Annotated in this window: 19 protein-coding genes; 8 read left to right on the forward strand and 11 right to left on the reverse strand. The window is 62.2% G+C overall.

The genetic code is table 11. The features are described from left to right. Positions 1-195: 195 nt before the first annotated feature. The 3 genes from F0P97_RS06355 (at position 196) to F0P97_RS06365 (ending at position 2,989) form a co-directional block, all read left to right on the forward strand. Positions 196-1,146 carry a helix-turn-helix domain-containing protein gene (locus F0P97_RS06355; protein ID WP_182286096.1) on the forward strand — a complete coding sequence of 317 codons (951 nt, stop codon included), beginning with the start codon at positions 196-198 and terminating at the stop codon, positions 1,144-1,146. A gap of 71 nt (positions 1,147-1,217) precedes the next feature. Next, the gene (locus tag F0P97_RS06360; protein ID WP_182286097.1) at positions 1,218-2,342 is read left to right on the forward strand and encodes a cupin domain-containing protein; all 1,125 of its coding nucleotides are present in this window, start codon (positions 1,218-1,220) and stop codon (positions 2,340-2,342) included. A gap of 377 nt (positions 2,343-2,719) precedes the next feature. Then, positions 2,720-2,989 (forward strand): hypothetical protein, encoded by a 270-nt coding sequence (locus F0P97_RS06365; protein WP_080750410.1) that lies wholly within the window; start codon positions 2,720-2,722, stop codon positions 2,987-2,989. 287 nt (positions 2,990-3,276) lie between these two features. Here the strand turns inward: F0P97_RS06365 and bamC are convergent, their stop codons facing one another. From bamC to F0P97_RS06395, 7 genes are all read right to left on the reverse strand, one after another. After that, a complete protein-coding gene (gene bamC / locus F0P97_RS06370; RefSeq protein ID WP_182286098.1) occupies positions 3,277-4,389 on the reverse strand; it encodes an outer membrane protein assembly factor BamC in 1,113 nt (370 codons plus the stop codon). 63 nt (positions 4,390-4,452) lie between these two features. Then, the gene (gene dapA, locus F0P97_RS06375) at positions 4,453-5,349 is read right to left on the reverse strand and encodes a 4-hydroxy-tetrahydrodipicolinate synthase (RefSeq protein ID WP_182286099.1); all 897 of its coding nucleotides are present in this window, start codon (positions 5,347-5,349) and stop codon (positions 4,453-4,455) included. A gap of 292 nt (positions 5,350-5,641) precedes the next feature. Continuing rightward, positions 5,642-7,780, reverse strand: coding sequence for a DUF6630 family protein (locus F0P97_RS06380; RefSeq protein ID WP_182286100.1), 2,139 nt, complete (start codon positions 7,778-7,780; stop codon positions 5,642-5,644). 35 nt (positions 7,781-7,815) lie between these two features. Beyond that, positions 7,816-8,460: a class I SAM-dependent methyltransferase gene (locus F0P97_RS06385; RefSeq protein WP_182286101.1), complete on the reverse strand. Its 645-nt coding sequence runs from the start codon at positions 8,458-8,460 to the stop codon at positions 7,816-7,818. 39 nt (positions 8,461-8,499) lie between these two features. Further along, on the reverse strand, positions 8,500-9,312 hold the full coding sequence (locus tag F0P97_RS06390; RefSeq protein WP_182286102.1) for an SDR family oxidoreductase: 813 nt from the start codon (positions 9,310-9,312) through the stop codon (positions 8,500-8,502). A 42-nt stretch (positions 9,313-9,354) separates the two neighbouring features. Then, complete coding sequence (locus tag F0P97_RS27800; protein ID WP_003057673.1) at positions 9,355-9,486, reverse strand: hypothetical protein; 132 nt, start codon at positions 9,484-9,486, stop codon at positions 9,355-9,357. Positions 9,487-9,502: 16 nt separating this feature from the next. Beyond that, positions 9,503-10,699: an MFS transporter gene (locus F0P97_RS06395; RefSeq protein WP_182287118.1), complete on the reverse strand. Its 1,197-nt coding sequence runs from the start codon at positions 10,697-10,699 to the stop codon at positions 9,503-9,505. 418 nt (positions 10,700-11,117) lie between these two features. On the opposite strand from F0P97_RS06395, the gene F0P97_RS06400 reads away from it, so the two are divergent. From F0P97_RS06400 to parC, 3 genes are read left to right on the forward strand one after another with little or no spacing between them, the layout of a single operon-like run. Further along, positions 11,118-13,088 carry a DNA topoisomerase IV subunit B gene (locus F0P97_RS06400; protein ID WP_003064589.1) on the forward strand — a complete coding sequence of 657 codons (1,971 nt, stop codon included), beginning with the start codon at positions 11,118-11,120 and terminating at the stop codon, positions 13,086-13,088. Positions 13,089-13,144: 56 nt separating this feature from the next. After that, positions 13,145-14,011 carry a lytic transglycosylase domain-containing protein gene (locus F0P97_RS06405; RefSeq protein WP_182286103.1) on the forward strand — a complete coding sequence of 289 codons (867 nt, stop codon included), beginning with the start codon at positions 13,145-13,147 and terminating at the stop codon, positions 14,009-14,011. A gap of 40 nt (positions 14,012-14,051) precedes the next feature. Continuing rightward, positions 14,052-16,442, forward strand: coding sequence for a DNA topoisomerase IV subunit A (gene parC / locus F0P97_RS06410; protein ID WP_182286104.1), 2,391 nt, complete (start codon positions 14,052-14,054; stop codon positions 16,440-16,442). Positions 16,443-16,759: 317 nt separating this feature from the next. Here the strand turns inward: parC and F0P97_RS06415 are convergent, their stop codons facing one another. From F0P97_RS06415 to F0P97_RS06430, 4 genes are all read right to left on the reverse strand, one after another. After that, entirely contained in the window at positions 16,760-17,158 is a 399-nt protein-coding gene (locus F0P97_RS06415; RefSeq protein WP_182286105.1) for a hypothetical protein, read from the reverse strand. A 204-nt stretch (positions 17,159-17,362) separates the two neighbouring features. After that, positions 17,363-18,706: an MFS transporter gene (locus F0P97_RS06420; RefSeq protein WP_182286106.1), complete on the reverse strand. Its 1,344-nt coding sequence runs from the start codon at positions 18,704-18,706 to the stop codon at positions 17,363-17,365. Positions 18,707-18,882: 176 nt separating this feature from the next. Next, the gene (locus tag F0P97_RS06425) at positions 18,883-20,358 is read right to left on the reverse strand and encodes an aldehyde dehydrogenase family protein (protein ID WP_182286107.1); all 1,476 of its coding nucleotides are present in this window, start codon (positions 20,356-20,358) and stop codon (positions 18,883-18,885) included. 28 nt (positions 20,359-20,386) lie between these two features. Continuing rightward, complete coding sequence (locus F0P97_RS06430; protein ID WP_182286108.1) at positions 20,387-22,027, reverse strand: GMC family oxidoreductase; 1,641 nt, start codon at positions 22,025-22,027, stop codon at positions 20,387-20,389. Positions 22,028-22,354: 327 nt separating this feature from the next. Between F0P97_RS06430 and F0P97_RS06435 the strand changes: the two genes are divergently transcribed. Then, on the forward strand, positions 22,355-23,080 hold the full coding sequence (locus F0P97_RS06435) for a Crp/Fnr family transcriptional regulator (protein WP_182286109.1): 726 nt from the start codon (positions 22,355-22,357) through the stop codon (positions 23,078-23,080). 121 nt (positions 23,081-23,201) lie between these two features. After that, positions 23,202-25,526 carry an arylsulfatase gene (locus F0P97_RS06440; RefSeq protein WP_182286110.1) on the forward strand — a complete coding sequence of 775 codons (2,325 nt, stop codon included), beginning with the start codon at positions 23,202-23,204 and terminating at the stop codon, positions 25,524-25,526. Positions 25,527-25,565 lie beyond the last annotated feature (39 nt).

The raw sequence follows: 25,565 nt of genomic DNA on the forward strand, positions 1-25,565 counted from the left end.
GAAAAGCCTTGGCAAGATGCTGTGCGCAATGTGCACAAACCGTTTGACGAATCGTGCACGAGACCTAGGGTTTGCACTAGTTTGAATGCAGTGTGGGAGATTCTTTCCGGTCTGAGCACGAAAGTGCTCACTTACCGATAATTGTCGTACTTTGTCGGCACAGGCAGAGATAGATACAACGAGGAGTCAAGGCCCATGACCGCGCCCGTGGTACTGAGTACCGATGGTCTTCCCGAGAAGGAAACTGCACCAGCCTGGCAGGGCTGGATGGCGCAGCTGTTCTCGGGTCTCGATACGGATCTGTATGGCGACACCTGTTTTGACGGGCATCTGAGCGTGGCATATGCAGGCGATGTGATGCTCACCAAGCTGGACGCCGGGCGCCACCGCGTCATACGCGACAGCCACCGTCTGCGCGACAGCGAAGCGGCCTATCTCAAGATCGTGGCGCCCTGGAGCGGCCATGCCGAGGTGGAGCAGTACGGCAGCAAGGCCTGCGTGAGCAATGGCAGCTGGGCCATTTATGACACCTCGCAGCCCTATGTGGTGGCCAATCCCCAGCACACGGAGCATCTGATCATGATGGTGCCCAAACAGAGCATTGCCGAGCGAGGCCTGCGTCTGGAAAACCTCATGGGTCGATCGGTGGGGGGCAGCGCCGGCATTGCGCGCATTGCTCTGCAGACCATGCGCAGCACTTACCAGGAACTGGACAATATGACGGCACCGCTGGCACGCCGCGCCGGGGAGTTGCTGGTGGATATGGTGCATCTGTCCCTGCAGGCACTTGGCGGGCAGGCCACGGCGGTGACGCAAAAGCAGGCCCTGTACGACCGCATCTGCGAGCATGTGGCCAGCCATGTGCGCGACCCCGGGCTGTCTGTCGATCAGGTGGCCGAAGCACTCAATTGCAGCCGTCGGCATCTGCACAACGCCTTTTCGGGGCGAGACCAGTCGCTGGGCGGCTTCATCCAGCAAAGCCGGCTGGAGCTTTGCATGCGGGAGCTGCATTCCCCGGCGCTCGCGCACCGCACCATTACAGAGATTGCCATGGGCTGCGGTTTTGGCAACAGCGCGCACTTCAGCCGTGCCTTCAAGGCCTATGCCGGCATGTCGCCGTCCGAGTTCAGAGCGCTCGGTCATTGATCTGTGCCGACCAGCGATATCGAGGCCTATAGGACAATGCAGTCCGTTGCTTAGAAAGCAGGACTGGATTCATGGACATCAATACGCCGCTCACCCTGCTGGGTGGACTTACCGCCTCTCAATTCATGCGCCGCCACTGGCACAAAAAGCCCTTGCTGGTGCGCCAGGCCATTCCCGGCTTCAAGGCCCCGATTCCGCGCGCCCGACTGCTGGCCATGGCGGGCGAGGATGGCGTGGAGTCGCGCCTGATCCAGCAGCTCGAAGGCGACAACTGGAAGCTCAGCCACGGCCCGCTGTCCCGTCGCAGCCTGCCTGCATTGACCAAGCCGGGCTGGACGGTGCTGGTGCAGGGCGTGGACATGCATGACGCCAAGGCGCATGAGTTGCTGCAGCAATTCCGCTTTGTGCCCGAGGCGCGCCTCGATGATCTGATGATCAGCTTTGCTACCGATCAGGGAGGCGTAGGTCCGCACTTCGACAGCTATGACGTGTTTCTGCTGCAGGCCCAGGGCAAGCGCCGCTGGCGCATCGGTCGTCAAAAAGACCTGTCTCTGCAGCAGGGCAAGCCACTGAAAATTCTCTCCAATTTCGAGCCCGAGCAAGAGTTCGTTCTGGAGCCCGGCGACATGCTGTATCTACCGCCCAAATGGGCGCATGACGGAGTGGCAGAGGGCGAATGCATGACGTATTCGATAGGCTTTCGCTCGCCCGATCGCAGCGAACTGGGCCGCGAGTTGCTGCTGCGCATGTCGGACGAGCCCGACGCGCCCGAAACTCCGGTCATCTATCGCGACCCCAAGCAGGAGGCCGTGAGCAACCCGGCGCTGATTCCAGAAGCCATGTATGACTTTGCCCGCGAGGCACTGAAGAAGGCCATGGCCGAGCCGCTGGCGCTGGAGCGCGCGCTGGGCGAGTACCTGAGCGACCCCAAGCCCAATGTCTGGTTCGAGCATGGCGATGAAAACGGCATGTTCGAGAGCGTGGTGCTGGATCGCCGCACGCGCATGATGTATGACGCCAAGCACATCTTCATCAATGGCGAAAGCTATCTGGCTGGCGGCCGCGATGCCACGCTGATGCGCAAGCTGGCTGACACCCGGGCGCTGTCGCGCAAGGATCTGGCAACTGCCAGCGATGACGCGCTGGAGTTGCTGTCGTCGTGGTTCGATGCGGGCTGGGTTCGCTCAGGCGACTGAAACAGGGTGGACTTGTAACAGCGATCGTGCTAACTTACGGGTTTGTCCTCTGTGGCTTCTGTCGATTTCGCAGGCTTTGTGTAGATTATGTAAATCTTCGTCAAAGCTCTGTCAGGGATTTGACAGGAAGAAATTTATGCTCCACAGTGTGACTCAAGGCAAGCGTGGGCTTGCCCGGTAAATGAGAACGCACCGATTTGTGCAGAATTGTTTAGTTGCTGTCAGTATCAGTCAGCAATGGGCAAAACTACCTATAATGCGGTCTGAGTCGAATTTATCGTTTGACCTGATCTGCCATAGCGATCAATAGCTGCAAAAGGCTGACCGTAATGGCAATCTGCATACCGTCTGCTGAACCTACCATTTAGGAAATCGTCATGAAGAACTCTCTGATTCTGGCTACCGTGATCGCTGCTGCTGCTCTGGCTGCTTGCGGCAAGAAGGAAGAAGCTCCTGCTGCTCCCGCTCCTGCTGTGGAAGCTCCTGCTGCTCCCGCTCCTGCTGCTGAAGCTCCTGCTGCTCCTGCCGCTGACGCTCCTGCTGCTCCTGCCGCTGACGCTCCTGCTGCCCCCGCCGCTGACGCTCCTGCTGCTCCTGCCGCTGACGCTCCTGCTGCTCCCGCCGCTGAAGCTCCTGCTGCCAAGTAATTCGCTGCATCAGCCAGCTTGAGGCCCAGGCCTTGAGCGTAAACAAAACCGCACTCAGGTGCGGTTTTTTTGCGTCTGGGTTTTGCAGCGGGTGCTTGAACTGTGGATACAAGTCGCCATGCAAGGTCCGCACTTTCACTTGTCTTGTACTTGCATCTGAACTGAGTCTGGCGGGCAAGAACGCGTCATGAGGATGCGAGCCTCAAGCCGGAGTTGTTCGATTCGTTCGGGCATGAAAAAAGCCACCAGGGCCGAGCCAGGTGGCTTTTGAATGCGAGCAATGCTTCTTACTTCAGATCATCGGTGATGATGCGCACGATGCGCTGGCCGTTGGCGCTGCTGTCCGGCTGGCCTTGCTCATTGAGCACGCTGACCTGGGTCTTGTTGCCATCGCCCTTGACCTGGATCTGGTACTTCTGAGGTGCGGCGGCTTCCTTGCCCTGGCTGAAGATCTTGCTGAAGAAGCCCTTGGACTCCTGCTTGGCATTGGGATCCACATAGCGCACATAGTAGAGGCCACGGCTGCGGTCGCGGTCTTCCACGGTGAAGCCGGTGCGGTCCAGTGCCACGCCAACGCGGCGCCATGCGCGCTCGAAGCCTTCTTCCAGCTGCAGTGTGGGCACGCCGTTGACGGTGTCCATGCGTGCGCTGGTCGAGGTGGTGGCTGCAGACCTGTCGGCCTTGGCAACGGCAGAGGCCTGCTCTTCGCTCACGCCCAGCTTGACCATGATGCGGCGCAGGAATTCGGTCTCCAGCTCGGGGTCGCGGGGACGCGGTTGCCAGATGGTGTTGTCCTTGCGCTCGCTGGTATAGACCTCCTGCATGCCACGGTGGGTGACATAGATGCGGGTCTTGCCATCGGGTTCGCGCTCCAGGCGGGTGCGGAACTTGTCGCGCTCGCTGGTGGAGTAGAGCGAGTCGAACACCTTGCCCAGGCTTTTGCGGATGATGTCCTGAGGCAGCTTGGCGCGGTTCTCGGCCCAGTCGGTCTCGAGAATACCCAGCTGGCGGTCTTCCATCGCATAGATGAAGCCGTTTTCCAGCCAGAAGTCGCGAGTGGGCTCCCAGAGCTTGTCGGCTGCACGATCAACCACGAGCCAATGCTCGGCACCGTCGCGCTCGATGCGGACGTCGCCAATCTTGTTGGTCGCAGTGTTGTTGTCGGCAGGCTTGGCGGCCTTGGCATTGGCCTGCATGGCAGCAGCGGATACCACGCCACCAGGGACGGTATAGCGCGAGTCTTGCGACAGCTGCGTCAGATCCGGAGGGACTTCAAGAGAGGGAGCTTGATTCTTGCCCGCGCTCTTGTAGTCGATCTTGGTCTCTTGGAACGTGGTCGTGCAGGCAGACAGGCCCAGCGCGATGCTGAGCAGGCTCAAACGTGCTGTTTGTTGTTTCACGCGGATTGTCCTTGGGTAGCGTTCAAGCTATGTGCGAAAAACCGCTAGCTTAGCGCAACTCGATCAGAGTACGCCAACTTTACGCAGAGCATCCTCAACAACTGCTTCGCATTGCTCGCTCAGCGGCGTCATGGGCAGACGCATGGCGGGGCCGCACAAACCCATGCGGGCTGCTGCCCATTTCACGGGAATGGGATTGGCTTCGACAAACAGGCTCTTGTGCAGGGGCATGAGCTTGAACTGGATTTCCATGGCGCGCTTGGTATCGCCGGCCATGGCGGCCTTGCACAGCTCGCTCATCAGGCGGGGAGCGACGTTGGCCGTCACGCTGATGTTGCCGTGGCCGCCGCACAGCATCAGTGCCACTGCGGTGGGGTCGTCACCGGAGTAGACGCCGAAGCCGGCAGGCACGTCGCGGATCAGCCATTGAGCACGCTCGATGTTGCCGGTGGCTTCCTTGATGCCGATGATGCCGGGGATCTGGGCCAGGCGAAGCACGGTGTCATGCTGCATGTCCGCAACCGAGCGACCGGGCACGTTGTACAGAATCACGGGCAGGTCGCCAGTGGCTTCTGCGATGGCCTTGAAGTGCTGGTACTGGCCTTCCTGTGTGGGCTTGTTGTAGTAGGGAACGACCTGCAGCTGGCTGTCGGCGCCCACCTTCTTGGCGTACTTGGCCAGCTCGATGGCTTCGTGCGTGCTGTTGGCGCCGCAGCCGGCCATGATGGAGACGCGGCCGGCGGCCTGTTCCACGGCGACACGAATGATTTCGCAATGCTCTTCGACATTCACTGTGGGCGATTCACCGGTGGTGCCGACCACACCGATGCAGTTGGTGCCTTCGGCCACATGCCAGTCGATGAGTTTGCGCAGCGACGGGTAGTCGACGCTACCGTCTTCGAGCATGGGCGTAATGAGGGCAACAATGCTGCCAGTGAGAGCAACGGAGGGTGATGTCATATCCGCAATCAGAAAACGGTAAAAATGAATTCTACAAACAGGGACAGGGTGCAAGCAGTGGTTTGCTGTCAACAGTGTCTAGCAAAACTCTGTTTTTGTCGAAGTGTTGTTGATAAATGACGAAATGACGAAATATTTAAAATTTGTGCGTCATATTGTTTGTTGAGGACGGGTCTGTTCTAGACAGCATGAAGGCCTTTGCACGGCTTTGCCGTTGCTGAAGATACTGCCGCAGGCTTTGCTTTCGCCCTCGGACCAGGCCGGCAAGCACTGCCGTGGCACGGTGCTGCCATCAGTTCGCGCTGTACTTCCAGGCGCTGATATGGGCCTGCGCCAGCCGCTCCATGAAGTCCTCGGCATCGGCCGCGCGCACCACGGTCACGCGCAGGCTGTCGTCATCGGTGGCCAGCTTGATCAGGGCCAGCTGGCGGCCGGCCAGATGTTCGGCCATGTTCTCCATGCCCGATTCAACACCGTCAGCGGGCGTGTCCCATTGCCAGTCATCGGTGCCGGGCAGCCAGTGCGTGTTTGCAATGCCGTCGGCATCCTTCCAGTCAAAGCGGGCGAACTGACCGGCAACGGCCAGCAGATGCACCCAGTACAGGGTCAGCGCGTTTTCACCAGCGGGCAGATGCATGACATCGGGGTCACTCTCGTCATCTTCGTCCCGGCCCATGTCGTCAGGATCAGGTGCCGCCACGCAGTCGCGCCATTGCTGCAGCAGGTCTGCAGCCCGGCTTTCGTCGTTCAGGCAAAGAATGCGCGATATGTCCTGCATCCAGGCCGGATCTTCGGCTTCCATCAGTTCTGCGCGGGTCATGGTCGTGGCTTCGGGGGCGTCGTCCCCCAGGCCCTTGAACATGCCGCGCAGCGCATTGCGGTAGTCCTCCCAGGTTTCCCCGGTGCGGGTGATGCTGAAATCCCGGATGGAGAACAGGACCAGCTCGGCCTCCGCTCCCTCGCCCATAAAGGCGAGCAGTTCATTTTTCTTCGGGCTGCAGTTCAGCGGCGGGCACCAGATATCAGGGGCGGCCAGCAGCTTGCCTTTGGTGCTGAAGATGCGTGGCTCGCCTTTTTCGGTGATGGCCAGAAGCTTGCGGCCGGGAAATATCTTGGGGGGCGAGCTGCTGAAGCCGCGCTCTATGGTCTTGAACCGGCAGGGGATGATTTCCTGGCCGCGGATGTCAATCACGCCTTCGAGAATGCGCAACTCCTGCTCGCCCTGCTCGTTGACAAAGGGTTCCCGGACGCAGGCGACGGCCAGGTCTGTCTTGGTGCTGAAGTCGTTGATGTGCTCATAGCGGCCCGCATCAAACAGTGGGTGGCCGTCGGGCTTGAGCAGCAACTGGCACGAGTTGCCGTACGGGCCTTTTTCGGCACGGATGAATTCGTCCTGTTCCTCGTTGTAGTCGATGCTGCCGAGTCCTTCGTGCAGCAGCGCGAGGCCGGGCAGGCTGCGCAGGTCCTGCATGTTTTCCTGCCCCGGTGATCGGCAGGCCATCACCTGGGGCGTGACGGCATAGGCGTCGCGATAGCCCGCAGAGGGCGATACCAGCCAGATGCCGTTCAAATCCTTGATGCCGGACCTTGCGCCTTCGCCAGGCGTGGTCTCGGGATAGTGCACGCTCAGATGCTCGCCGGAGACAAAAGTCATGCTCGCGCCTTCCACGGGGCGCTGCAGCCAGCGGCCATAGGGCGTGACCATGCCCACAGGCCAGTGGTCGCGCTCGGCCTCGTTTTGCGGTTTCAGGCCTGTGCGCGGGTGCAGCCTGGGCATGACGTAATAGCTTTCGGTCGCTTCGTCCCAGGCGCCATGGTGGCGCAGTTCGTAGTGATCGGCCAGCCAGGAGGGCCAGTCTTCTTCGCTTTGCTGCTCGATGACCTCGGTGCGGGCAATGACCGAGCCGCTCCACCATCCCAGATGGGATTGCGGCGCCCGCTTCAAGGCCTGCAGGGATTCGGGCAGCTCGGCGCCGCTGCAGCTCCATTGCCGGCATAGCTCGCGCTGGGCCTGCAAAAAGGTCGTGAACTCCGCTTCGTCAAAGTCATGCGGACATAGCGTCGCGCAGTCCAGCAGCAGCCACTGGCGCGCGCTGGTGCGGATGACACGGTCAATCTCCTGCCATTGCCTGCTGACAGAGCCTGGCCAGTGTGCCGGCAGTGGTTCCATCACGCCCCTGAGCCATTGCCAGCGGGCCTGAACCTGCTCCATGGGCGCGGCCAGGGCCGCGAGGCTTTGCTTGTCCTGGTAGGCGCTGCAGGGGACCAGTTCGGGCAGATGCCGTGCATCGCCCAGCAGCACGCTGAACAGCAGCGGCGTGCTGCTGAACCATTCGGCCCAGCCGTCGCAACTGCCGCCGGGTTCTGCGGGCCACTCTGTATCAGGACTGGGGTGCTCGTCGTGGGCAAGCAGCAGGGCGTAGGCGGGCATGGCAGTCGGGCGCAGGTGGATGCAGAAGAAGGGCGTCAGGCTTGCAGCAGTGCTGCTGGTGCGGCAGTTGCGGCCGCGTCATCGGGCCGGATGGCGGCAATGCGCTGCACCACGCGCGTGGGCTGCTCAAGCAGGCCGTGCTCGTAGGCGACGACGTTCCAGCCGGCGCAGACCTGCAGCAGCTCGCCGGGAGCCAGCAGGAAGTCCGGGCGCGAGGGCTTGCCATAGGCCTCGTTGCCCTGGGCAAAGGTTTCGTAGAGCAGCACGCCGCCGGGCTTGACGCTGTCCAGAATCAGCGGCCACAGCGGACGCCACAGATAGTTGGTGATGACCACGCCGTCAAAGCTGCGGCCCGTCAGAGGCCAGGCGTTGTTTTCGATATCGGCGGTAATCGTCTCGGCGATATCCGCCACGGACCGGGTCGCCTCCGGTGCCTTGTCCACGCTGGTCAGAGTGTGGTTCAAGGCCGAGAAGAAACGCGTATGGCGACCCATGCCGCAGGCCAGGTCCAGCACCGAGCCCTGCGGGCGTACCAGATGGGCAAAGCGGGCAATCCAGGCGGAGGGCGCCTGCGCGCAGTGGCCGGCGGAAATCGCCGCAATGGTGGCGGGGGTGGGAGGCAGGGAGTTGCTTGTCATCTTGCGAAAACTATAGCAGTGCCCGCAGCCCAATCCTTGCATGTCCTGTGCGTCGCTGCGTCGGCAGCAGCTCGCGTCGGCTCAGTGCGGCTTCACATCGTCCTTGAGCGCGGCCAGGGCCATGTCTTCCACCATGCCCGGGGCGATCAGCTTGATGAAGCGACCCAGCTTACCCTTGCCGGTCATCACCACCTCGCGCTGGCGGCGTCTCATGCCGTCCAGTATGAGGCGCGCGCATTCGGCCACCGTCATCGCGCCGTCTTCCCTGAGGCCGCTGACGCCTGCGGCCTCGCCTCTGGCGTTGTAGCCGTGGTAGCGGATGCGCGTATCCACCACGCCGGGGTAGGCGGTGGTCACGCTCACGCCGGCGGGTTTGAGCTCGATGCGCAGGGCTTCGAAGAAGCCGGCCATGGCGAACTTGCTGGCGCTATAGGCCGTGCGGCCCGGCACGCCGATCAGACCGGCCAGCGAAGACACGGCGACGATGGAGCCCTGGCTGGCCTTGAGGTGCGGCAGCGCCGCATGGGTGCACCAGACGCTGCCCCAGAGGTTGATGCGCATCAACCTCTCATACCAGCCCAGGTCTTGTGCGCTGACCTGTTCGAACAGGGCATGGGCCGAGACCCCGGCGTTGTTGATCAGGGCGTCCAGCCCGCCAAACTGCTGCACGGCGGCGTCGATTAGCGCGCGGCACTGGGCCTCTTCGCTCACATCGGTGGGAACTTCCAGCACCTGCGCCCCCAGGGCCTGGCATTGTTCTGCCACGGCTTGCAGATTGCCGGCATTGCGCGCGGCCAGCGTCAGCTGCAGCCGGCTGCCATGGGTTTGTGCCAGCTGGCGGGCCATTTCGGCGCCTATGCCGTCCGAGGCTCCGGTGATGATGATGCGGGCCATGCTCTCTCCCGGCCATGCCGCCCGGGCGGCTTGCCCAAGAGCTCAGAAGCAGGCCCAGACCTGGTCTGCCAGTGTGAGCATGAATTCCGGTTGCAGATACAGGGCAAACACCGCCAGCAGCAGCACGAGCACGGCACACCAGATGGAGATGCGTTGCCAGAGTTTGAGCTGCATGGTGGTGTCTCCGGTATCAGGCGGCGCTGGGCGCGCGTCGCACAATGGCTGTCTCGCGCACGGGCAGGTTCACGACGGCGGCAAAAATGCCCAGGGCAATCGAGATGTACCAGACCATGTCGTAGTTGCCGTTGATATCGTAGAGATAGCCGCCCAGCCATACGCCCAGGAAGCTGCCGATCTGGTGGCTGAAGAAGACAAAGCCGCCCAGCATGGACAGATGCTGCACGCCGAAGATCTGGGCGATGGTGGCATTGGTCAGCGGCACGGTGGACAGCCACAGAAAGCCCATGGCGGCGCAGAAGGCATAGACCGACCAGGGCGACAGCGGGGCCAGCAAAAAGGCCACGGTGGCCACCGAGCGCAGGCCGTAGATGCCCGACAGCAGATAGCGCTTGGGCAGCTTCTGGCCCAGATTGCCGGCCAGATAGGTGCCGAAGATATTGAACAGGCCGACCAGGGCCAGCGAATAGCTGGCCACATGGGGCGCCATGCCGAAGTCCTTCAGATAGCTGGGCATGTGCACTCCGATGAACATGACCTGGAAGCCGCAGACAAAATAGCCCGCCATCAGCAGCAGAAAGCTGGGGTAGGTCCAGGCTTCCCTGAGCGCCTGGCCCACGGTCTGCTCGCGCTTGATGGGCGTGCTGCCGCCAAAGCCCGGCTCCCGCAGGCCAAAGGCCAGGGCGGCGATCAGCAGCGCGAACAGCGCCAGTATCAGCAAGGCATTGGACCAGCCGAACTGCGCGATCAGCTTGCCCTCCACGGGCACCATGAAGAACTGGCCGAACGAGCCTGCCGCAGCGGCCACGCCCATGGCCCAGCTGCGCCGCGCCACAGGAATCTGCCGGCCCAGCACGCCGTAGATCACGGCATAGGTGGTGCCGGCCTGGGCCGCGCCGATCAGCACGCCGGCGGTCAGCAAAAACACGGTGGCATCGGGAGACAGCGCCATGCCGGCCAGGCCCAGCGCATAGAGGATGGAGCCGCCGATCAGCACCTTGAAGGCGCCGATGCGGTCGGCCAGCATGCCGACGAAGATGCCCAGGATGCCCCAGGACAGGTTCTGCACGGCAATGGCCAGGGAAAAGTTCTCGCGCGTCCAGCCCATCTCCTGGGTGATGGGCTGCAGCCAGAGGCCGAAGCCGTGGCGTATGCCCATGGAGAGCGTGACGATGGCGCCACCGCACAGAAGAATCTGCGCCATGGACATGGGGGCTTGAGTTGTCTTTGTAGTCATGCCGTGTGTGCGAAAAAAGGCTTGGGGGCGGTCAGCACACCACTGTAACGAAACCCGCTGTTTTGCGCCTGCACAGCTCGTCACATGCGTGGCAGTCCGGCCTGCCAGAATGCGATGGCAGTGCCGGGTTGCCTGGATGCACAGCGAATCAGAAAAATAAAAAAAGTGAGCGTCTTGCGTAATATTTGTAAAGGATATAGGTAAAAAAACTATATGAAATATATGAATTACATGAGGTTAAAGCTATCTTTTTGATAGTCTTCTCTACGATAAAGATCCGGTAAAAACACGTTGCCAAGACAGATGTTCGGGCTTTGTGCAAGAGTATTGGGAGTAAACAACTGTGAATTTATCCAGCTCTCATCTGGAGAGGCTACTACAATCCGCCCCCATGGCAGTCAAACCGTCCAACGAATATTCCGAAGGCTCGATCCGCGTTCTCAAGGGTCTGGAGCCTGTCAAACAGCGTCCCGGCATGTATACGCGCACCGACAACCCCCTGCACATCCTGCAGGAGGTGATCGACAACGCGGCCGACGAGGCGCTTGCCGGCTACGGCAAGAAAATCAAGTTCACCATGCATGCCGACGGCTCCTACAGTGTGGAAGACGACGGGCGCGGCATTCCCTTCGGTCTGCACCCCGAGGAGAAGGCCCCCGTGGTGGAGCTGGTGTTCACGCGTTTGCACGCGGGCGGCAAGTTCGACAAGGGCAATGGCGGCGCCTACAGCTTCTCGGGCGGTCTGCACGGCGTGGGCGTGTCGGTGACGAATGCGCTGGCCACGCGCCTGGAGGTGCAGGTGCACCGCGACGGTCAGGTGGCCACGCTGGTGTTCTCGGGCGGCGACGTGATCGAGCCGCTCAAGGTGCGCCCTCTGCAGGCCGGCGAGCGCAAGCAGGGCACGACGGTACGTGCCTGGCCCGATGCCAAATACTTCGAGTCCTCGGCCCTGCCCATGGGCGAGCTGGTGCATCTGCTGCGCAGCAAGGCCGTGCTCATGCCCGGCGTCGCCGTTTCGCTGATCAACGAAAAGTCGCGTGATACCCAGAGCTGGCAGTTCAAGGGCGGTCTGCGCGACTATCTGGCGCAGAGCCTGCATGGCGAGCCCGTCATCCCCCTGTTCGAAGGCGAGGGCTTTGCCGACAAGAACAACGACAGCTTTGCCGAAGGCGAGGGCGCGGCCTGGTGCGTGGCCTTCACCGAAGACGGTGCGCCGCTGCGCGAAAGCTATGTCAACCTGATTCCCACCACCGCTGGCGGCACGCATGACAGCGGCTTGCGCGACGGCCTGTTCCAGGCCGTCAAGGCCTTCATCGACATGCACTCGCTGCTGCCCAAGGGCGTCAAGCTCATGCCCGACGACGTGTTCGCGCGCGCCAGCTATGTGCTCAATGCCAAGGTGCTCGATCCGCAGTTCCAGGGCCAGATCAAGGAGCGCCTGAACTCGCGCGATGCCGTGCGTCTGGTCTCGGGCTTTGTGCGCCCGGCGCTGGAGCTGTGGCTCAACGAGCATGTGGACTGGGGCAAGAAGCTGGCCGAGATCGCCATCAAGGCCGCCCAGACCCGCCAGAAGGCCGGCCAGAAGGTGGAAAAACGCAAGGGCAGCGGCGTGGCCGTGCTGCCCGGCAAGCTGACCGATTGCGAGAGCAAGGACATAGCCGTCAACGAGGTGTTTCTGGTCGAGGGCGACTCTGCCGGCGGCAGCGCCAAGATGGGCCGCGACAAGGAAACCCAGGCCATCCTGCCGCTGCGCGGCAAGGTGCTCAACACCTGGGAGGTGGACCGCGACCGGCTGTTCGCCAACAACGAAATCCACGATATCTCGGTGGCGATCGGCGTGGATCCGCATGGCCCCAATGACGAGCCCGATCTGTCCGGCCTGCGCTACGGCAAGATCTGCATTCTCTCGGATGCGGACGTGGACGGCTCGCATATCCAGGTGCTGCTGCTGACGCTGTTCTTCAAGCATTTCCCCAAGCTCATCGAAGCCGGTCACATCCATGTGGCGCTGCCGCCGCTGTTCCGTGTGGACGTGCCTGCGCGCGGCAAGAAGCCGGCCATCAAGGTCTATGCGCTCGATGCGGGCGAGCTCGATGCCATCATCGAGAAATGCGCCAAGGACGGCGTGCCGCGCGAGAAATGCCAGGTCAGCCGTTTCAAGGGCCTGGGCGAGATGAATGCCGAACAGCTGTGGGAAACCACGCTGAACCCCGATACGCGTCGTCTGCTGCCGGTGCAGTTCATGAATCTGGACTTTGCACAGTCGGAGGCCGTGGTCACCAAGCTCATGGGCAAGGGCGAAGCCGCCGCTCGCCGCGAGCTGATGGAGCTGCATGGCGATGCCGTGGAGGTCGATATCTAGGCGGGGGCGTTGCCAACGCCTGCACTAGCGGCCACTACCGGCCGATGGAGCCAGCCATGCACAAGCCAATGTTCGATGTCTCAACCAGCCAGCTGCCTGCGCGCGGCGGGTTCGCGGCTGTGCGTTTGCGACGTGCGATGGCGGCTGCCTTGCTGGTGGGCTCGGGCTGGCTGGCCCTGGCGCCGGCGGCACATGCCGATCTCTGGGCCTATGTCGACGAATTCGGCGTCACGCACTTTGCGGCCGAGGCGCTGGATGAGCGCTACAAGCTGTTCTTCAAGGGCGAGCTCTACGACAGCAGCCAGCCGGGCCTGCAGCTCAAGCAGGACTCGGCGGCCGAGGGGCTCAACGCCCGCACCCGTATGCAGAGCTTTTTCGAGGTCTCGCCGCGCTACAAGAGCGTGAGGCCGCATCTGCAGAAGGCGGCCGAGAGAACCGGCGTGGACTACGACCTGATCAAGGCCGTGATCGCCGTGGAGTCCGGCTTCGATGCCCAGGCCGTTTCGCCCAAGGGCGCTGTCGGCCTGATGCAGCTGATGCCGGGCACGGCCGAGCGCTTTGGCGTATCGGCCAGCAAAAAGCGCAGCATGCAGCAGCAACTGGCCGACCCGGCCGTGAACGTGCCTGCCGGCGCGCGTTACCTGAGCTATCTGATGGACTTGTTCCCGGGACGGCTCGATCTGGTGCTGGCCGCCTATAACGCGGGCGAAGGTGCGGTGCAGAAATTCGGCAAGGCCATTCCGCCCTACAAAGAAACAATGAATTACGTCAAGGCCGTCACCGGCATCTACGAGCAGCTGCAGGCAGCGCGGCCCCTGAGCGGGCGGCTGGCTGCGGCCAGCCCGGCTGGCCGCGGCGGCTCCCGCATACGCATGACTCTGCCGGGCGCAGCCTCTGCGGCTGCGGACGCGCAAATACCTTGAGTCGCCGGATCGGCGCAATTTGGAAAATCACAAAGAATTCATGAGCGATCAAACCACACTGGATTTGTCTCAACAAGCCGCTGGCGATGCACTGGACCTGGGTCAATACGCACAGCGCGCCTATCTCGAATACGCTTTATCGGTGGTCAAGGGCCGCGCCCTGCCGGATGTCAGCGATGGCCTCAAGCCCGTGCAGCGCCGCATTCTCTATGCCATGGACCGCATGGGCCTGGGCTATAGCGGCCCGAACGGCAATACGGCGGCCAAGCCGGTCAAGAGCGCCCGTGTCGTCGGCGACGTGCTGGGCCGCTTTCACCCGCACGGCGACCAGTCGGCCTATGACGCACTGGTGCGCATGGCGCAGGACTTCAATCAGCGCTACCCGCTGGTCGACGGGCAGGGCAACTTCGGCAGCCGCGACGGCGATGGTGCAGCGGCCATGCGTTACACCGAGGCACGTCTTTCCAAGATCACCGGCCTGCTGCTCGACGAAATCGATATGGGCACGGTGGACTTCGTGCCCAACTACGACGGCAGCACCCAGGAGCCCAAGCAGCTTCCGGCCCGCCTGCCGTTCTCGCTGCTCAATGGCGCCAGCGGTATTGCCGTGGGCCTGGCAACGGAAATCCCCAGCCACAATCTGCCCGAGGTGGCGGCAGCCTGCGTGGCCCTGATCAAGAAGCCTCAGCTGCCCGAGGAAGAGCTGCTGGCGCTGATTCCCGGCCCCGACTATCCGGGCGGAGGCCAGATCATTTCATCGAGCAGCGATATTGCCGATGCCTACCGCACGGGCCGCGGCAGTCTCAAGGTGCGTGCGCGCTGGAAGATCGAAGAGCTGGCACGCGGCCAGTGGCAGCTGGTGGTGACCGAGCTGCCGCCCGGCGTGTCGGCCCAGAAGGTGCTCGAAGAGATCGAGGACATCACCAATCCCAAGGTCAAGACCGGCAAGAAGGCGCTGAGCCAGGAGCAGACCCAGCTCAAGGCCAGCATGCTGGCCGTGCTGGACTGCGTGCGTGACGAGTCGAGCAAGGATGCTCCGGTGCGCATCGTGTTCGAACCCAAGACCGGCAAGATTCCGCAGTCGGAGCTGATCACGGCGCTGCTGGCCCACACCAGCCTGGAGTCTTCGAGCTCGATCAATCTGACCAGCATTGGCCTCGACGGCCGCCCGGTGCAGAAGTCGCTGCGCCAGATGCTGGAGGAATGGATTGCCTTCCGCTTCCAGACCGTGACGCGACGCAGCCGGCACCGGCTGGAAAAGGTGCTCGATCGCATCCACATTCTCGAAGGCCGCCAGGCCGTGCTGCTCAATATCGACAAGGTCATTGCCATCATCCGCGCCAGCGATGAACCCAAGCAGGCCCTGATCGATGCCTTCAATCTCTCCGAGCGTCAGGCCGAGGACATTCTTGAAATCCGTCTGCGTCAGCTGGCGCGCCTGGAAGCCATCAAGATCGAGCAGGAGCTCAAGGAGCTGCGCAGCGAGCAGGGCAAGCTTGAGGACATCCTGGGCAGCGAGGCGACCATGCGCCGCCTGATCTGCAAGGAAATCGAAGCCGATGCCAAGACCTTTGGCGATGCCCGTCGCACGCTGATCCACGAGGAGAAAAAGGTGGTGGCCGAGGTCAAGGTGGTGGATGAGCCCACGACCGTGATCATTTCCGAAAAGGGCTGGGTGCGCACGCGTCAAGGCCATGGCGTGGATGCGGGCACGCTGAGCTTCAAGGCAGGCGATAGTCTCTATGGCACGTTTGAGTGCCGCACCGTCGATCAGTTGCTGGCCTTTGGCAGCAATGGCCGGGTCTATTCGGTGCCGGTGTCGGCCCTGCCGGGCGGACGCGGCGACGGACAGCCCGTGACGACGATGATCGAGCTCGAAGCCGGTACCCAGCTGCTGTACTACTTTGCCGGCAGCGAAAGCACGCAGCTGCTGCTCTCGGGCTCGGGTGCCTATGGCTTCACGGCGACTGTGGGCGATATGGTCTCGCGCCAGAAGGCCGGCAAGGCCTTTGTCACGCTGGGCGAGGGCGAGACCCTGTGCGCACCTTCGGTGGTGCATGGCGTGCCCATGAATGCGCGTGCCGAATATGTGGAAGGCGGCGAGCAGGGGGCCGGTCTGCTCAACCCCGCCAGCCATGTGATCTGTGCCTCGGTGGGCGGGCGCATTCTGACCTTCGAGATCGCCGAGCTCAAGGCCATGCCCAAGGGCGGGCGCGGCCTGATGCTGATCAGCCTGGAAGACAAGGATCAGCTGGCCGGCGCGGCCGCCTATACGCGCAGCATCCGGCTGGATGGCGTTGGGCGTGGCGGCAAGGCACGTACCGAGACGCTGGAGATCCGCAGCCTCAACAATGCCCGCGGCAACCGCGGCCGCAAGGGCAAGGCCGCAGACCTGGGCTTCAAGCCCCAGGCGGTGACGCGCGTGGAATAAGCCTCAGCGCTCAAACGACAAAAGCCGTGTACTGCACGGCTTTTTCTTTGGTGAATCGGTGCCTGCCACGCACCTCGCCGGTGTCGGATCGATGGCAAAGGATCAATTTGGTGCGTGGCCTGATGCTGTTTACGCAGCCATCAGCCTGGCTTCGAACGGCGTTGTTGCATTGTGAGTCGCAAGACGTCACGAGATTTGAATGGAGCCATGCTGCGCGGTCTGTTTCTGAGGGGGCACACCTCGTGCCTAACCCCGTCTGTAGATGTGCAGTCTGTTCCTCGTTTCACGCGCCTGGATCGTCTTGGCAGACAGATCAGTCAAAAGTGACTGATCAGCGCTTGCATTGACGGAAAGTCCCTGTAATGCAACAACGCCATATCGGGGGCTATAAAGAGGAAAATCGAGAGCATCAGGCAAGGCTGGCGCAAAAGATGACCGGCGTAACTCTGAATATCATGGCTATGTCGATGAAGCGTCTGCGTCCGGTGGCATCGCGCTCGCGCAAGGAAGCCCGGATGTTGAGCGGGGTGCATGCCCGTCGATGCATCGACGGTGGGAAGGTCGGTCCTGATCGGTGGGGCGCTCCCGCAGCCCGTGAGCATGGTCATGCCGGTGGCCGCCTGCACGATGTGGTCGTCGGCCCCCAATCCGTAGCGTTCGAGCGCGCCGGGATGCAGGCTGTCCAGCAGTACGTCAGCTTCGTGCCCAAGCGCCAACACCTTCGCTCAATCAGTGGCATCCCTGAGATCGACGTGGTGGCCTTCTTTGCAGGTGTTCAGCGCGAGGTAAAAGCCGGTCAGAGGGCCGACAATCCGCCCGTTATCGATCAAGCCTGGCGCGATACCAGCGTGGCCAGGCCGAGCCTGTCCCGGCAGGCAACCAGCCGGGGCGTCCATTCCATTAACGCCTCCTGCGTCTGCTTAAAGGCAGCTGACCGGCTTCATTCCTTGTTCAACCAGCTTGGCCACCGATTCCTCGGGATTTGTCCAAATCAGACCAACCAAGGCACCCATCAGAAGCAGGGTGCCATTCACCACAAACCCTTGTTCATACCCCCGTGCCGGAGAATCTCCAGAGGCAAACTGAATCAGCCAACCGGTTACGATTGGCGCAATAATCGCAGCCAACGTCGCTATCGCATTGTCAATCGCCAGCATGGCCCCACGCTGAGACGGTGGCACGACCTCAGCGATCATTCCAGGCGCCAAGGAATAGATAATGGGAGGCAGGCCCAAGGCAATCCCAAGCAAAATGACCTTTTGCATGGGGCTGAGATCTACCAGCGTGAAACCAATCAGCAGCAGGACACCTGCCAGAGCCATGGCCAGGCTGGACAAAATAGCGCGGCTAACGCGGGAGGTCTTGCCTTTGGCCAAAAGCCGTTGTGACCACCATGAAGCGAACAGATTGATCGGTACGGTAGTGGCCACGACCAATCCGAACAGGCGCCCGGAGCTGATCGCGTCAAACCCCAGACCTTTCTGGATATAGGCGGGCAGCCAGGTCAATGACAATGCCAAGGCCCAATAGGCGACAAAGTGCAGCACCATGGCGCTCCAAATGGTAGGGTCAGACAGCAGTCGCCGATAAGGGATGGCAGGCTCCTGAACTGCTGCGCTTTTGCTTGCCACGGCTTGGTCCTCGATGGTTCCCTCCGCACCCGACACCCACCAAAGCAACGACCAGACAACGCCAATCACTGCAAGGATCTCGAAATTCGTTCGCCATCCCCAACGTGCGGTGATCTGGGGAATCGTGACTCCAGCGATCAACAAGCCGACAGTGGCTCCTGTCAAAATCACCGTCACCGGCAGATTGCGCTTTTCGTTGGGAAACCATTTGAAGCTCGCATGCACTGCGATGGGCGAAGCCGGCCCCTCGCCAATTCCAAGAATCACCCGAGCCAGGATGATCGCCGCCATCGACTGGGCAAATATAATTGGCACCTGAGCCAAAGCCCAAATGGCGGCCATCCCCAGAAGAAGCCACTTGGCTTTGAACCGGTTGGCCAAGAAACCGCCAGCCACGCACGAAATCGAAAATAGCCAAAAGAAACTGCTGGCAACCACACCATATTGGCTAGGTGTGAGTTTGAATTCGTCCATCAGCGGAACGGCGACCAATCCTATGGCGATCTTGTCCACAAAATTGATCAGCATGAAAAGGGACAACAGCGCGGCTATAGACCACGCCCTTCCAGGCCGAAAGTTACTATTCAGTGTGATTTGCACATCGCGGCGACTAGGCTTATCGACTACTGGCATGCTGTCTCCTTTTCTTGTCGTGTAGGCTGCTTGGCTTGGTGTCTGCTCCTTGTGTCCGGAGCGGAATACCTGCTCCGGGTCTTCGTAATGAAAAACCGAGGTCGCGGCCTCCAAGCCTCAGGCCGGGTCACCCAAACGCACATCGCGGCCCATAGCGGGCATGCCTGCCAACTTGCCTATTCCGGGCAAGACGCCCGGGCCAGCTCGTCGTCGTTGAACTGCAGCGACTTGACCTGAAGGAACTCCTCCATTGCGTAGCGCCCACGCTCGCGTCCGATGCCCGACTGCTTGAAGCCACCGGCCGGCGCATTCAGGTTGAAGCCACCGCCATTGATGTCAACCTTGCCGCATTGCAACTGGCGGCCGACGCGCACGGCATGCGCGCTATCGGCTGACCACACCGCGCCGTTCAGGCCGTAGATCGTGCCGTTGGCAATGGCCACGGCATCGGCCTCGTTCTTGCTCGGCAGAATGCTAAGCACCGGCCCGAAGATCTCCTCCTGCGCGATGCGCATGCCCGGCAGCACTTCCCCGAACACGGTAGGCTGCACGAAGTAGCCCTGCTCCGCGCCACGGGGTGGCTCGGCACCACCGGTGACCAGCCGCGCGCCCTCGGCCTGTCCAATGCGGATGTACTCCTGCACCCGCTCGCGGTGCCTGGCGAAGGCCAGGGGCCCAAGCGTGGTGGCTTCGTCCATCGGGTCGCCAGGCACGAATTTCCTCGCCTCGTCTGCGGCGATCTCCAGTGCCTTGGCGTGCAGGTGGGCCGGCACGATCATGCGCGACAAGGCGATACAGGTTTGCCCAGCATTGAGGAAGCAGCCCTGCACGCCGCCGCGCACGGCTGCTTCCAGCGGCGCATCGTCCAGGATCACGGTCGCCGACTTGCCGCCCAGCTCCAGCGCGAGTTTCTTGACGGTCGGTGCCGCCGTGGCCATCAGGCGCCGCCCCGTTGCCGTGGAGCCGGTGTAGGACACCATGCCCACGCCCGGGTGCGCCACCAGGGCTTCGCCGACCACGGGGCCGATACCGTTGACGATATTGATCACGCCCTTGGGGAAGCCGATCTCCGCCAAGGCATCTGCAACCACCATTGCGGTCAGCGGCGCGATCTCGCTGGGCTTGGCGACAACCGTGCATCCCGCAGCAATGGCGGGCGCGACCTTGCCCAGCAGCAGCAGCAGCGGATAGTTCCAAGCGGTAATCGCAGCGACGACCCCGATGGGCTCGCGCACCACCCGGGAGTTGCCGATCAGCTCGTCACGGGGTTCCTCCTTGAGGAATCCGGCATATGACGCAAGCACCATCAGGGGCAACTGGGCCTGGGCCCGGCGGGAGAAGCCGATGGGGCTACCCATCTCGGTCGTTTCGAGCTGGGCGATGGGTTCCAGCCTCGGCTGAAGCGCCGCCACGAGCCGGCCTATCCAGGCTGCGCGCTCCTCGCGCGGGAGCGTGCTCCATGCAGGAAAAGCGGTCCGGGCCGCCTGTACGGCGGCATCGACATCGGCTGCTGTGCCCAAGGCTACGCTGCCGAACGGCTTTTCGCTGTACGGATTCACCAGATCCAGGCGGTCTTGGCCTGGCGAAGCGGCCCAGGTACCGTCAATGTAGTGCTGCGGGCGGGCGGTGAGCACGGCGGGAAGGGGTGTCATAGAGGGCTGTCTCCTGATATCGGGTAAGTCAACGCATGTGTTCGGCGGCGCGCAGAGCCCAGTCGGCGGCACGCTCACCGATCATGATCGATGGCGCGTTAGTGTTTGAGGAAGGCAGGGTGGGCATGATCGATGCATCCGCGATGCGCAGTCCGGCCAAGCCATGCACGCGCAATTGCGCGTCGACCACGCTGTCCTGCGGCGCCCCCATGCGACAGGTGCCTACAGGGTGATAGACGGTGAGCCCGGTACCCTTAGCGTAGGCCAGCAACTCATCGTCCGACCGCACGTCAACGCCGGGGAACGTCTCATCGACGATGTAGCGTTGAAATGCGGGCTGCGCTGCCACTATGCGCGCCAGCCTGAGCCCTGCTATCGTCACGGCCTGATCGTAGGCATCGGCCAGGAAGTTGGTGAGGATCCGTGGATGGTCCCAGGGCTGCCTGCCGGCAATGTGGCTGTGGCCGCGCGAACGCGGGTAGACCGGCCAGTTCAACAGCGACAATCCGCTTTCGCGTGGGACCGGATACCCTAGCTGGCCCCACTGCGAAAAATCGTTGTGAATGCCGTTGAGCTGGAGCTTCAGGTCGGCGCGAGGCGCATCGGGGCTGGACCGCGTAACCAATTGCGTATTCATGGTTGCCGTGCGCAGCCAGCCGTGCCGCGTGAAAAACCACTGTGCTCCCCCACGCAGTTTGGATGGCAGGCTGTGGGCGATGTCGTTGATGGTCAACGCGCCACGGGTGCGGAAGCTCACGCAGGTGCGCATATGGTCCAGCAAATGGCTGCCCACGTGCGGATTGCCAAGGCCCACGGGGATGCCCAGGCCTTGCAGCACTTCCGCCTGCCCGATCCCTGAGCGCTCCAGCAAGGCCGGCGTGTGGTAACCGCCCGCGCACAGGATGACCTCATGCGCAGCCCGCACCCGAGTGCGTGCCGCAGGGCGATCCCCATCGCGGCGCACGAATTCCACGCCCACGACCCGCGTCCCCTCAAACACCAAGGTATCCGCGTACGCGCCCGTTTCAATTTGTAGATTCCGGCGCCCGGCCGCCGGCTTCAGGTAGGCGTCATAGGTGGAGCAACGCCAGCCGTTGCGGGTATTGGTCTGCAGCCAGGTCCAACCTTCGACGCTGCCGCTGTTGTAGTCCTTGGCGGGAGGCAGGCCGAGCGAGGCGCAACTGTCCAGGAATGCCTGGCCCAGAGGCTCGGGGCGATGCCGGGTGATGTGCATCGGTCCGGTATGGCCGCGCGTTGCCGCATCACCTTGGGGATAGTTCTCCAGCTTCTTGAAGAACGGCTGCACATCCGACCAGCCCCAACCCTCGTGGCCCAGGTCGCGCCATTCGTCCCATGCCTTGGCATCGCCGAAGGCCCAGATCATCCCGTTGATCGCGCTGCTGCCGCCAAGCCCCAGGCCACGCGGGGAGTAGACGCCATGCCCGCCCAGCGCAGGCTCCGGCCCACTGACGAAGCGCCACGCCCAGCGTTCGTCGCGCACCAGGTTTGCTACCCCCAACGGCAGCCGGTGGTTGAAGGTGTCGGTCTTGCCCCCGGGCTCAAGCAGCAACACGGTGTAGCGGCCGCTCTCGGACAGGCGCGCAGCCACGGCGGCACCGCCTGAGCCGGCACCGACCACGATGAAGTCGAAGGTCTGCAAGGTATCCATAGGTGAAAGAGGTTAATGAGTTCCGGGCGATCCAAAAGACAAGTAGTTGCCAATTCAGGCGATATGGATAGCGGAAGCTATGTGCGTCCGCGAATGGGTCACCGCTACCGTGGAAACGCGCGGCATATAGCCGGAACGGTTTAGCTTGCCCCATGCAAGAATCGGAGGCCCGCGTGCCACCCATAGGTGAAAAAAAGTCTAAAGGGGCCCAACAATTAAAAAGACATACAGTTGTCAATCAGAGCAATTTCGCGGGAAATCCAGCCAGAGGGATAGCGCAGGCAAGTGGCTGGCAAGTTCAGCCGAAGTGATCAAATGGGAGCACAGATGACACAGTGGGACGAAAAGGCGCTGCTCGCCGTCATGCGCCCCAAGTGGCCCGCGCCGATATCCATTGAGACCGCGCGCGCACTGATTGCGCGCGGCCGCCATCAGGTGCGCCTTGCACCGGGCTCCGTGCTGATACGCCAAGGAGAAATCCCGCGCGGCATCGTTATCTGGCTGGAAGGCAAGGCGGCCGTGACGGGCGTGAGTGCCTCTGGGCGGGAGTTCATCCTGTCGTTCATGGGACCAGGCGATGGCTACGGCTTTGTGCCGTGCTATACCCAGACGCCCGATACGACCAGTCTTGTCGCCCATGAACCTGCCGCAGCACTTGTCGTGCCATATGACCAATGGCTCAGGACGGCCGACGAGCACCCTGAGCTCAAGGATGCGGTCATCGCGGTCATGTGCCAGCGGATGCGGTGGATGACAGACAACCTCGAGTACCGCAGCATGGCGCCCGCCATTGCGCGCATGGCGCGGCTCTTGTACCTCTATGTACAGCGGCTGGAAACTATTCCGTCCCTCCCTGCCGGCCGGACGACACCGGTCGAGCTACGGCTGGGTCAAGCGACCTTGGCTTCCATGCTCAGCCTTTCCCGTCAGCGTACCCACCAATTGCTGCACAAGCTTGAGCAAGATGGCGCGATCAGCCTTGCCTATGGGCGTATCGTCGTGCGCGATCTTTCCTGTCTGCAACGTGTAATGAACGCCATTGAGGACGCCTGAGTGCGCAGGCAACGCCCATGCGGCGTCTCGCCTTGTTTCAAATGTCCATTCTTTGACATTGCTCTGGGCATCGGATGGCTAGGATTGTTTCATTGAACTTCTTCACTGAGGACGATCCGCAATGAGTCAAGATTCAGCATGGCGTGATGGCAATCCAGCCAGTGCATTCCAAGGCAAGATAGGGCGATTGATCTCGGAGTCGCAACCTTGGTGGCCAGCCCCGGTGAAGCCACCGGCGGGCGCGCCAAATATCCTGATCCTGTATTGCGACGACCTGGGTTTCTCCGACCTGGGTTGCTTTGGCAGCGAGATTGCCACGCCCAATATCGACAGGCTGGCCGAAGGTGGCCTGCGCTTCACCAACTACACCACCGTGCCAATGTGCTCCCCGGCGCGCGCGGCCCTGCTCACCGGCAAGAACCCCCATGCGGTGGGCTGCGGCTGGATCGCGCACGCCAACCCTGGCTACCCAGGCTACAACAGCGAAATCTCTCAGGACGCCCCCACCTTGGCCGAAATGCTCAAGGTCCAGGGCTATTCGACCATGATGGTGGGCAAGTGGCACAACACTTGGGGCCACCACGTTCACGATGCGGCAGACCGCAGCTCTTGGCCACTGCAGCGCGGCTTCGAGCGCTTTTACGGCTTTCTGGACGCAGAGACCAACTACTTCTCGCCAGACCGCATCTATGAAGGCAACCAGCTTGCCGACATCGACAGCTACTCCGACGATTACTTTGCCACCGACGCCTGGACCGACCGCGCTCTGGTGTACATGAAGTCGCACGTAAGCAGCGAGCCGCACAAGCCCTTCTTCATGTACATGGCCTTCAATGCGCCGCATATGCCGATTCAGGCCAAATCCGGCGACATGGCGCGCTACAAAGGGCGCTATGCCGAAGGCTGGGACCGCCTGCGAACCGCGCGTGCGGCACGTCAGACCGAGCTTGGCCTGTTTGACCGCCCCCACCCCCTGGCGCCGATGCCGCCGGGCGTGCCAGCCTGGGACAGCCTCGACGATGAGCGGCGCGAGCTCTTTGCGCATTACATGGAGCTGTACGCGGCTCTGGTGGACAATATTGACCAGAACGTCGGCCGCGTTCTCGACTTTCTGGAAGCCTCGGGCCAGCTCGGCAACACCCTGATCGTGTTCAGCTCTGACAACGGCGCTTCAGCGGTTGGCGGGCTCGAGGGCACCCCGAACTTCATGCGCTCACGCGAAGGCCAGCCCACCCAGCACGGCGAATCGTATGCAGCCATGAAAAAGGGCGTGGTGGGCGGACCGGAATCCATGCCAGCCTACCCCACGGGCTGGGCCCAGGTGTCCAATACGCCTTTCTATTATTTCAAGCGTACGCCCATGATGGGCGGCATCCGCGTGCCTTTCATCATGCATTGGCCCAAAGGCATCGCGGAAAAAGGCGCAGTGCGCAAGCAGTGGGTCCATGTGACCGACATCACCCCGACGCTGATGGACGTGATCGGCCTCACGCGCCCCGATCACATTGGTGACCTGACCGCGCGCCAAGCCGATGGCAAGAGCTTCAAGTCCGTGCTGAGCGACGCGAAAGCGCCCGCGGCTCGCAGCAGCCAGCATTACGAGCTGGAAGCCAACCGGGCTTACATCCTGGGCGACTGGAAAATTGTCTCGCTGCAGACTCGCGGCGGCAAGATCAGCACATTGGACAACTGGATGCTGTTCAATCTGGCCAACGACCCGACTGAATGCCATGACCTGGCCGCCGAGTTCCCTGACAAGGTGAAGGAACTCGAGGTGGCGTTTGATGCCGAGGCTTGGAGCAACAACGTTTACCCGCTTGACGCGCGCGCACTGGAACGCGCCATCACGCTGCCGCCGCATTTGATGGAAAGCGTGAACACCGAGCGTGTGTTTTACCCCGGCACCCAGACCATCAGCCGTGTTGTCGTCTCGCCTCTGATTACCGACCGCAATTTCAGCATCACTGCGCGATTCGACTGGCAGGCTGGCCAGGAAGGCGTGATCTGGGCCCTCGGTGAAGCCTTTACGGGTCTGGCCTTGTATGTCACCGGCGGGTCGGCACTCTTCGTCTACCACCGCTGGATGAATCCGCTTGACTTGCCTCTGTTGCCGCTGACGCCCGGCGCGCAATGCCTGCGCCTGGAATTTGAAGCCCTGGGGCAACGCCAAGGTCGGGCTCGTTTGGCGCTGGACGGCGGCACAACGCAGCCGTGGACCGACATTGCCCCTACGGTCATGAGCATCCACTGCGAAGGCATGGATGTGGGCCTGGATCGACGCCAGCGCGTGTCGTCCCGGTTTGCAGAACGCGGCACGTTTGCCTACCCCGGCGTCATACACAGCGTCACCGTGACGCCTGGCCCGCAGGCACCCGGCAGCGTCATGAACCAGCGCGAGGACCTGGCCCAACAGGCCCTCGGGGAGGGCTTTGGGATCCAGCGCTGATTCGCGGCGGCAATCAGGGCCCAATCAGAACAGAAGCGA

The organism is Comamonas testosteroni, assembly GCF_014076415.1.
GTDB classification, from domain to species: Bacteria; Pseudomonadota; Gammaproteobacteria; order Burkholderiales; family Burkholderiaceae_C; genus Comamonas; species Comamonas testosteroni_F.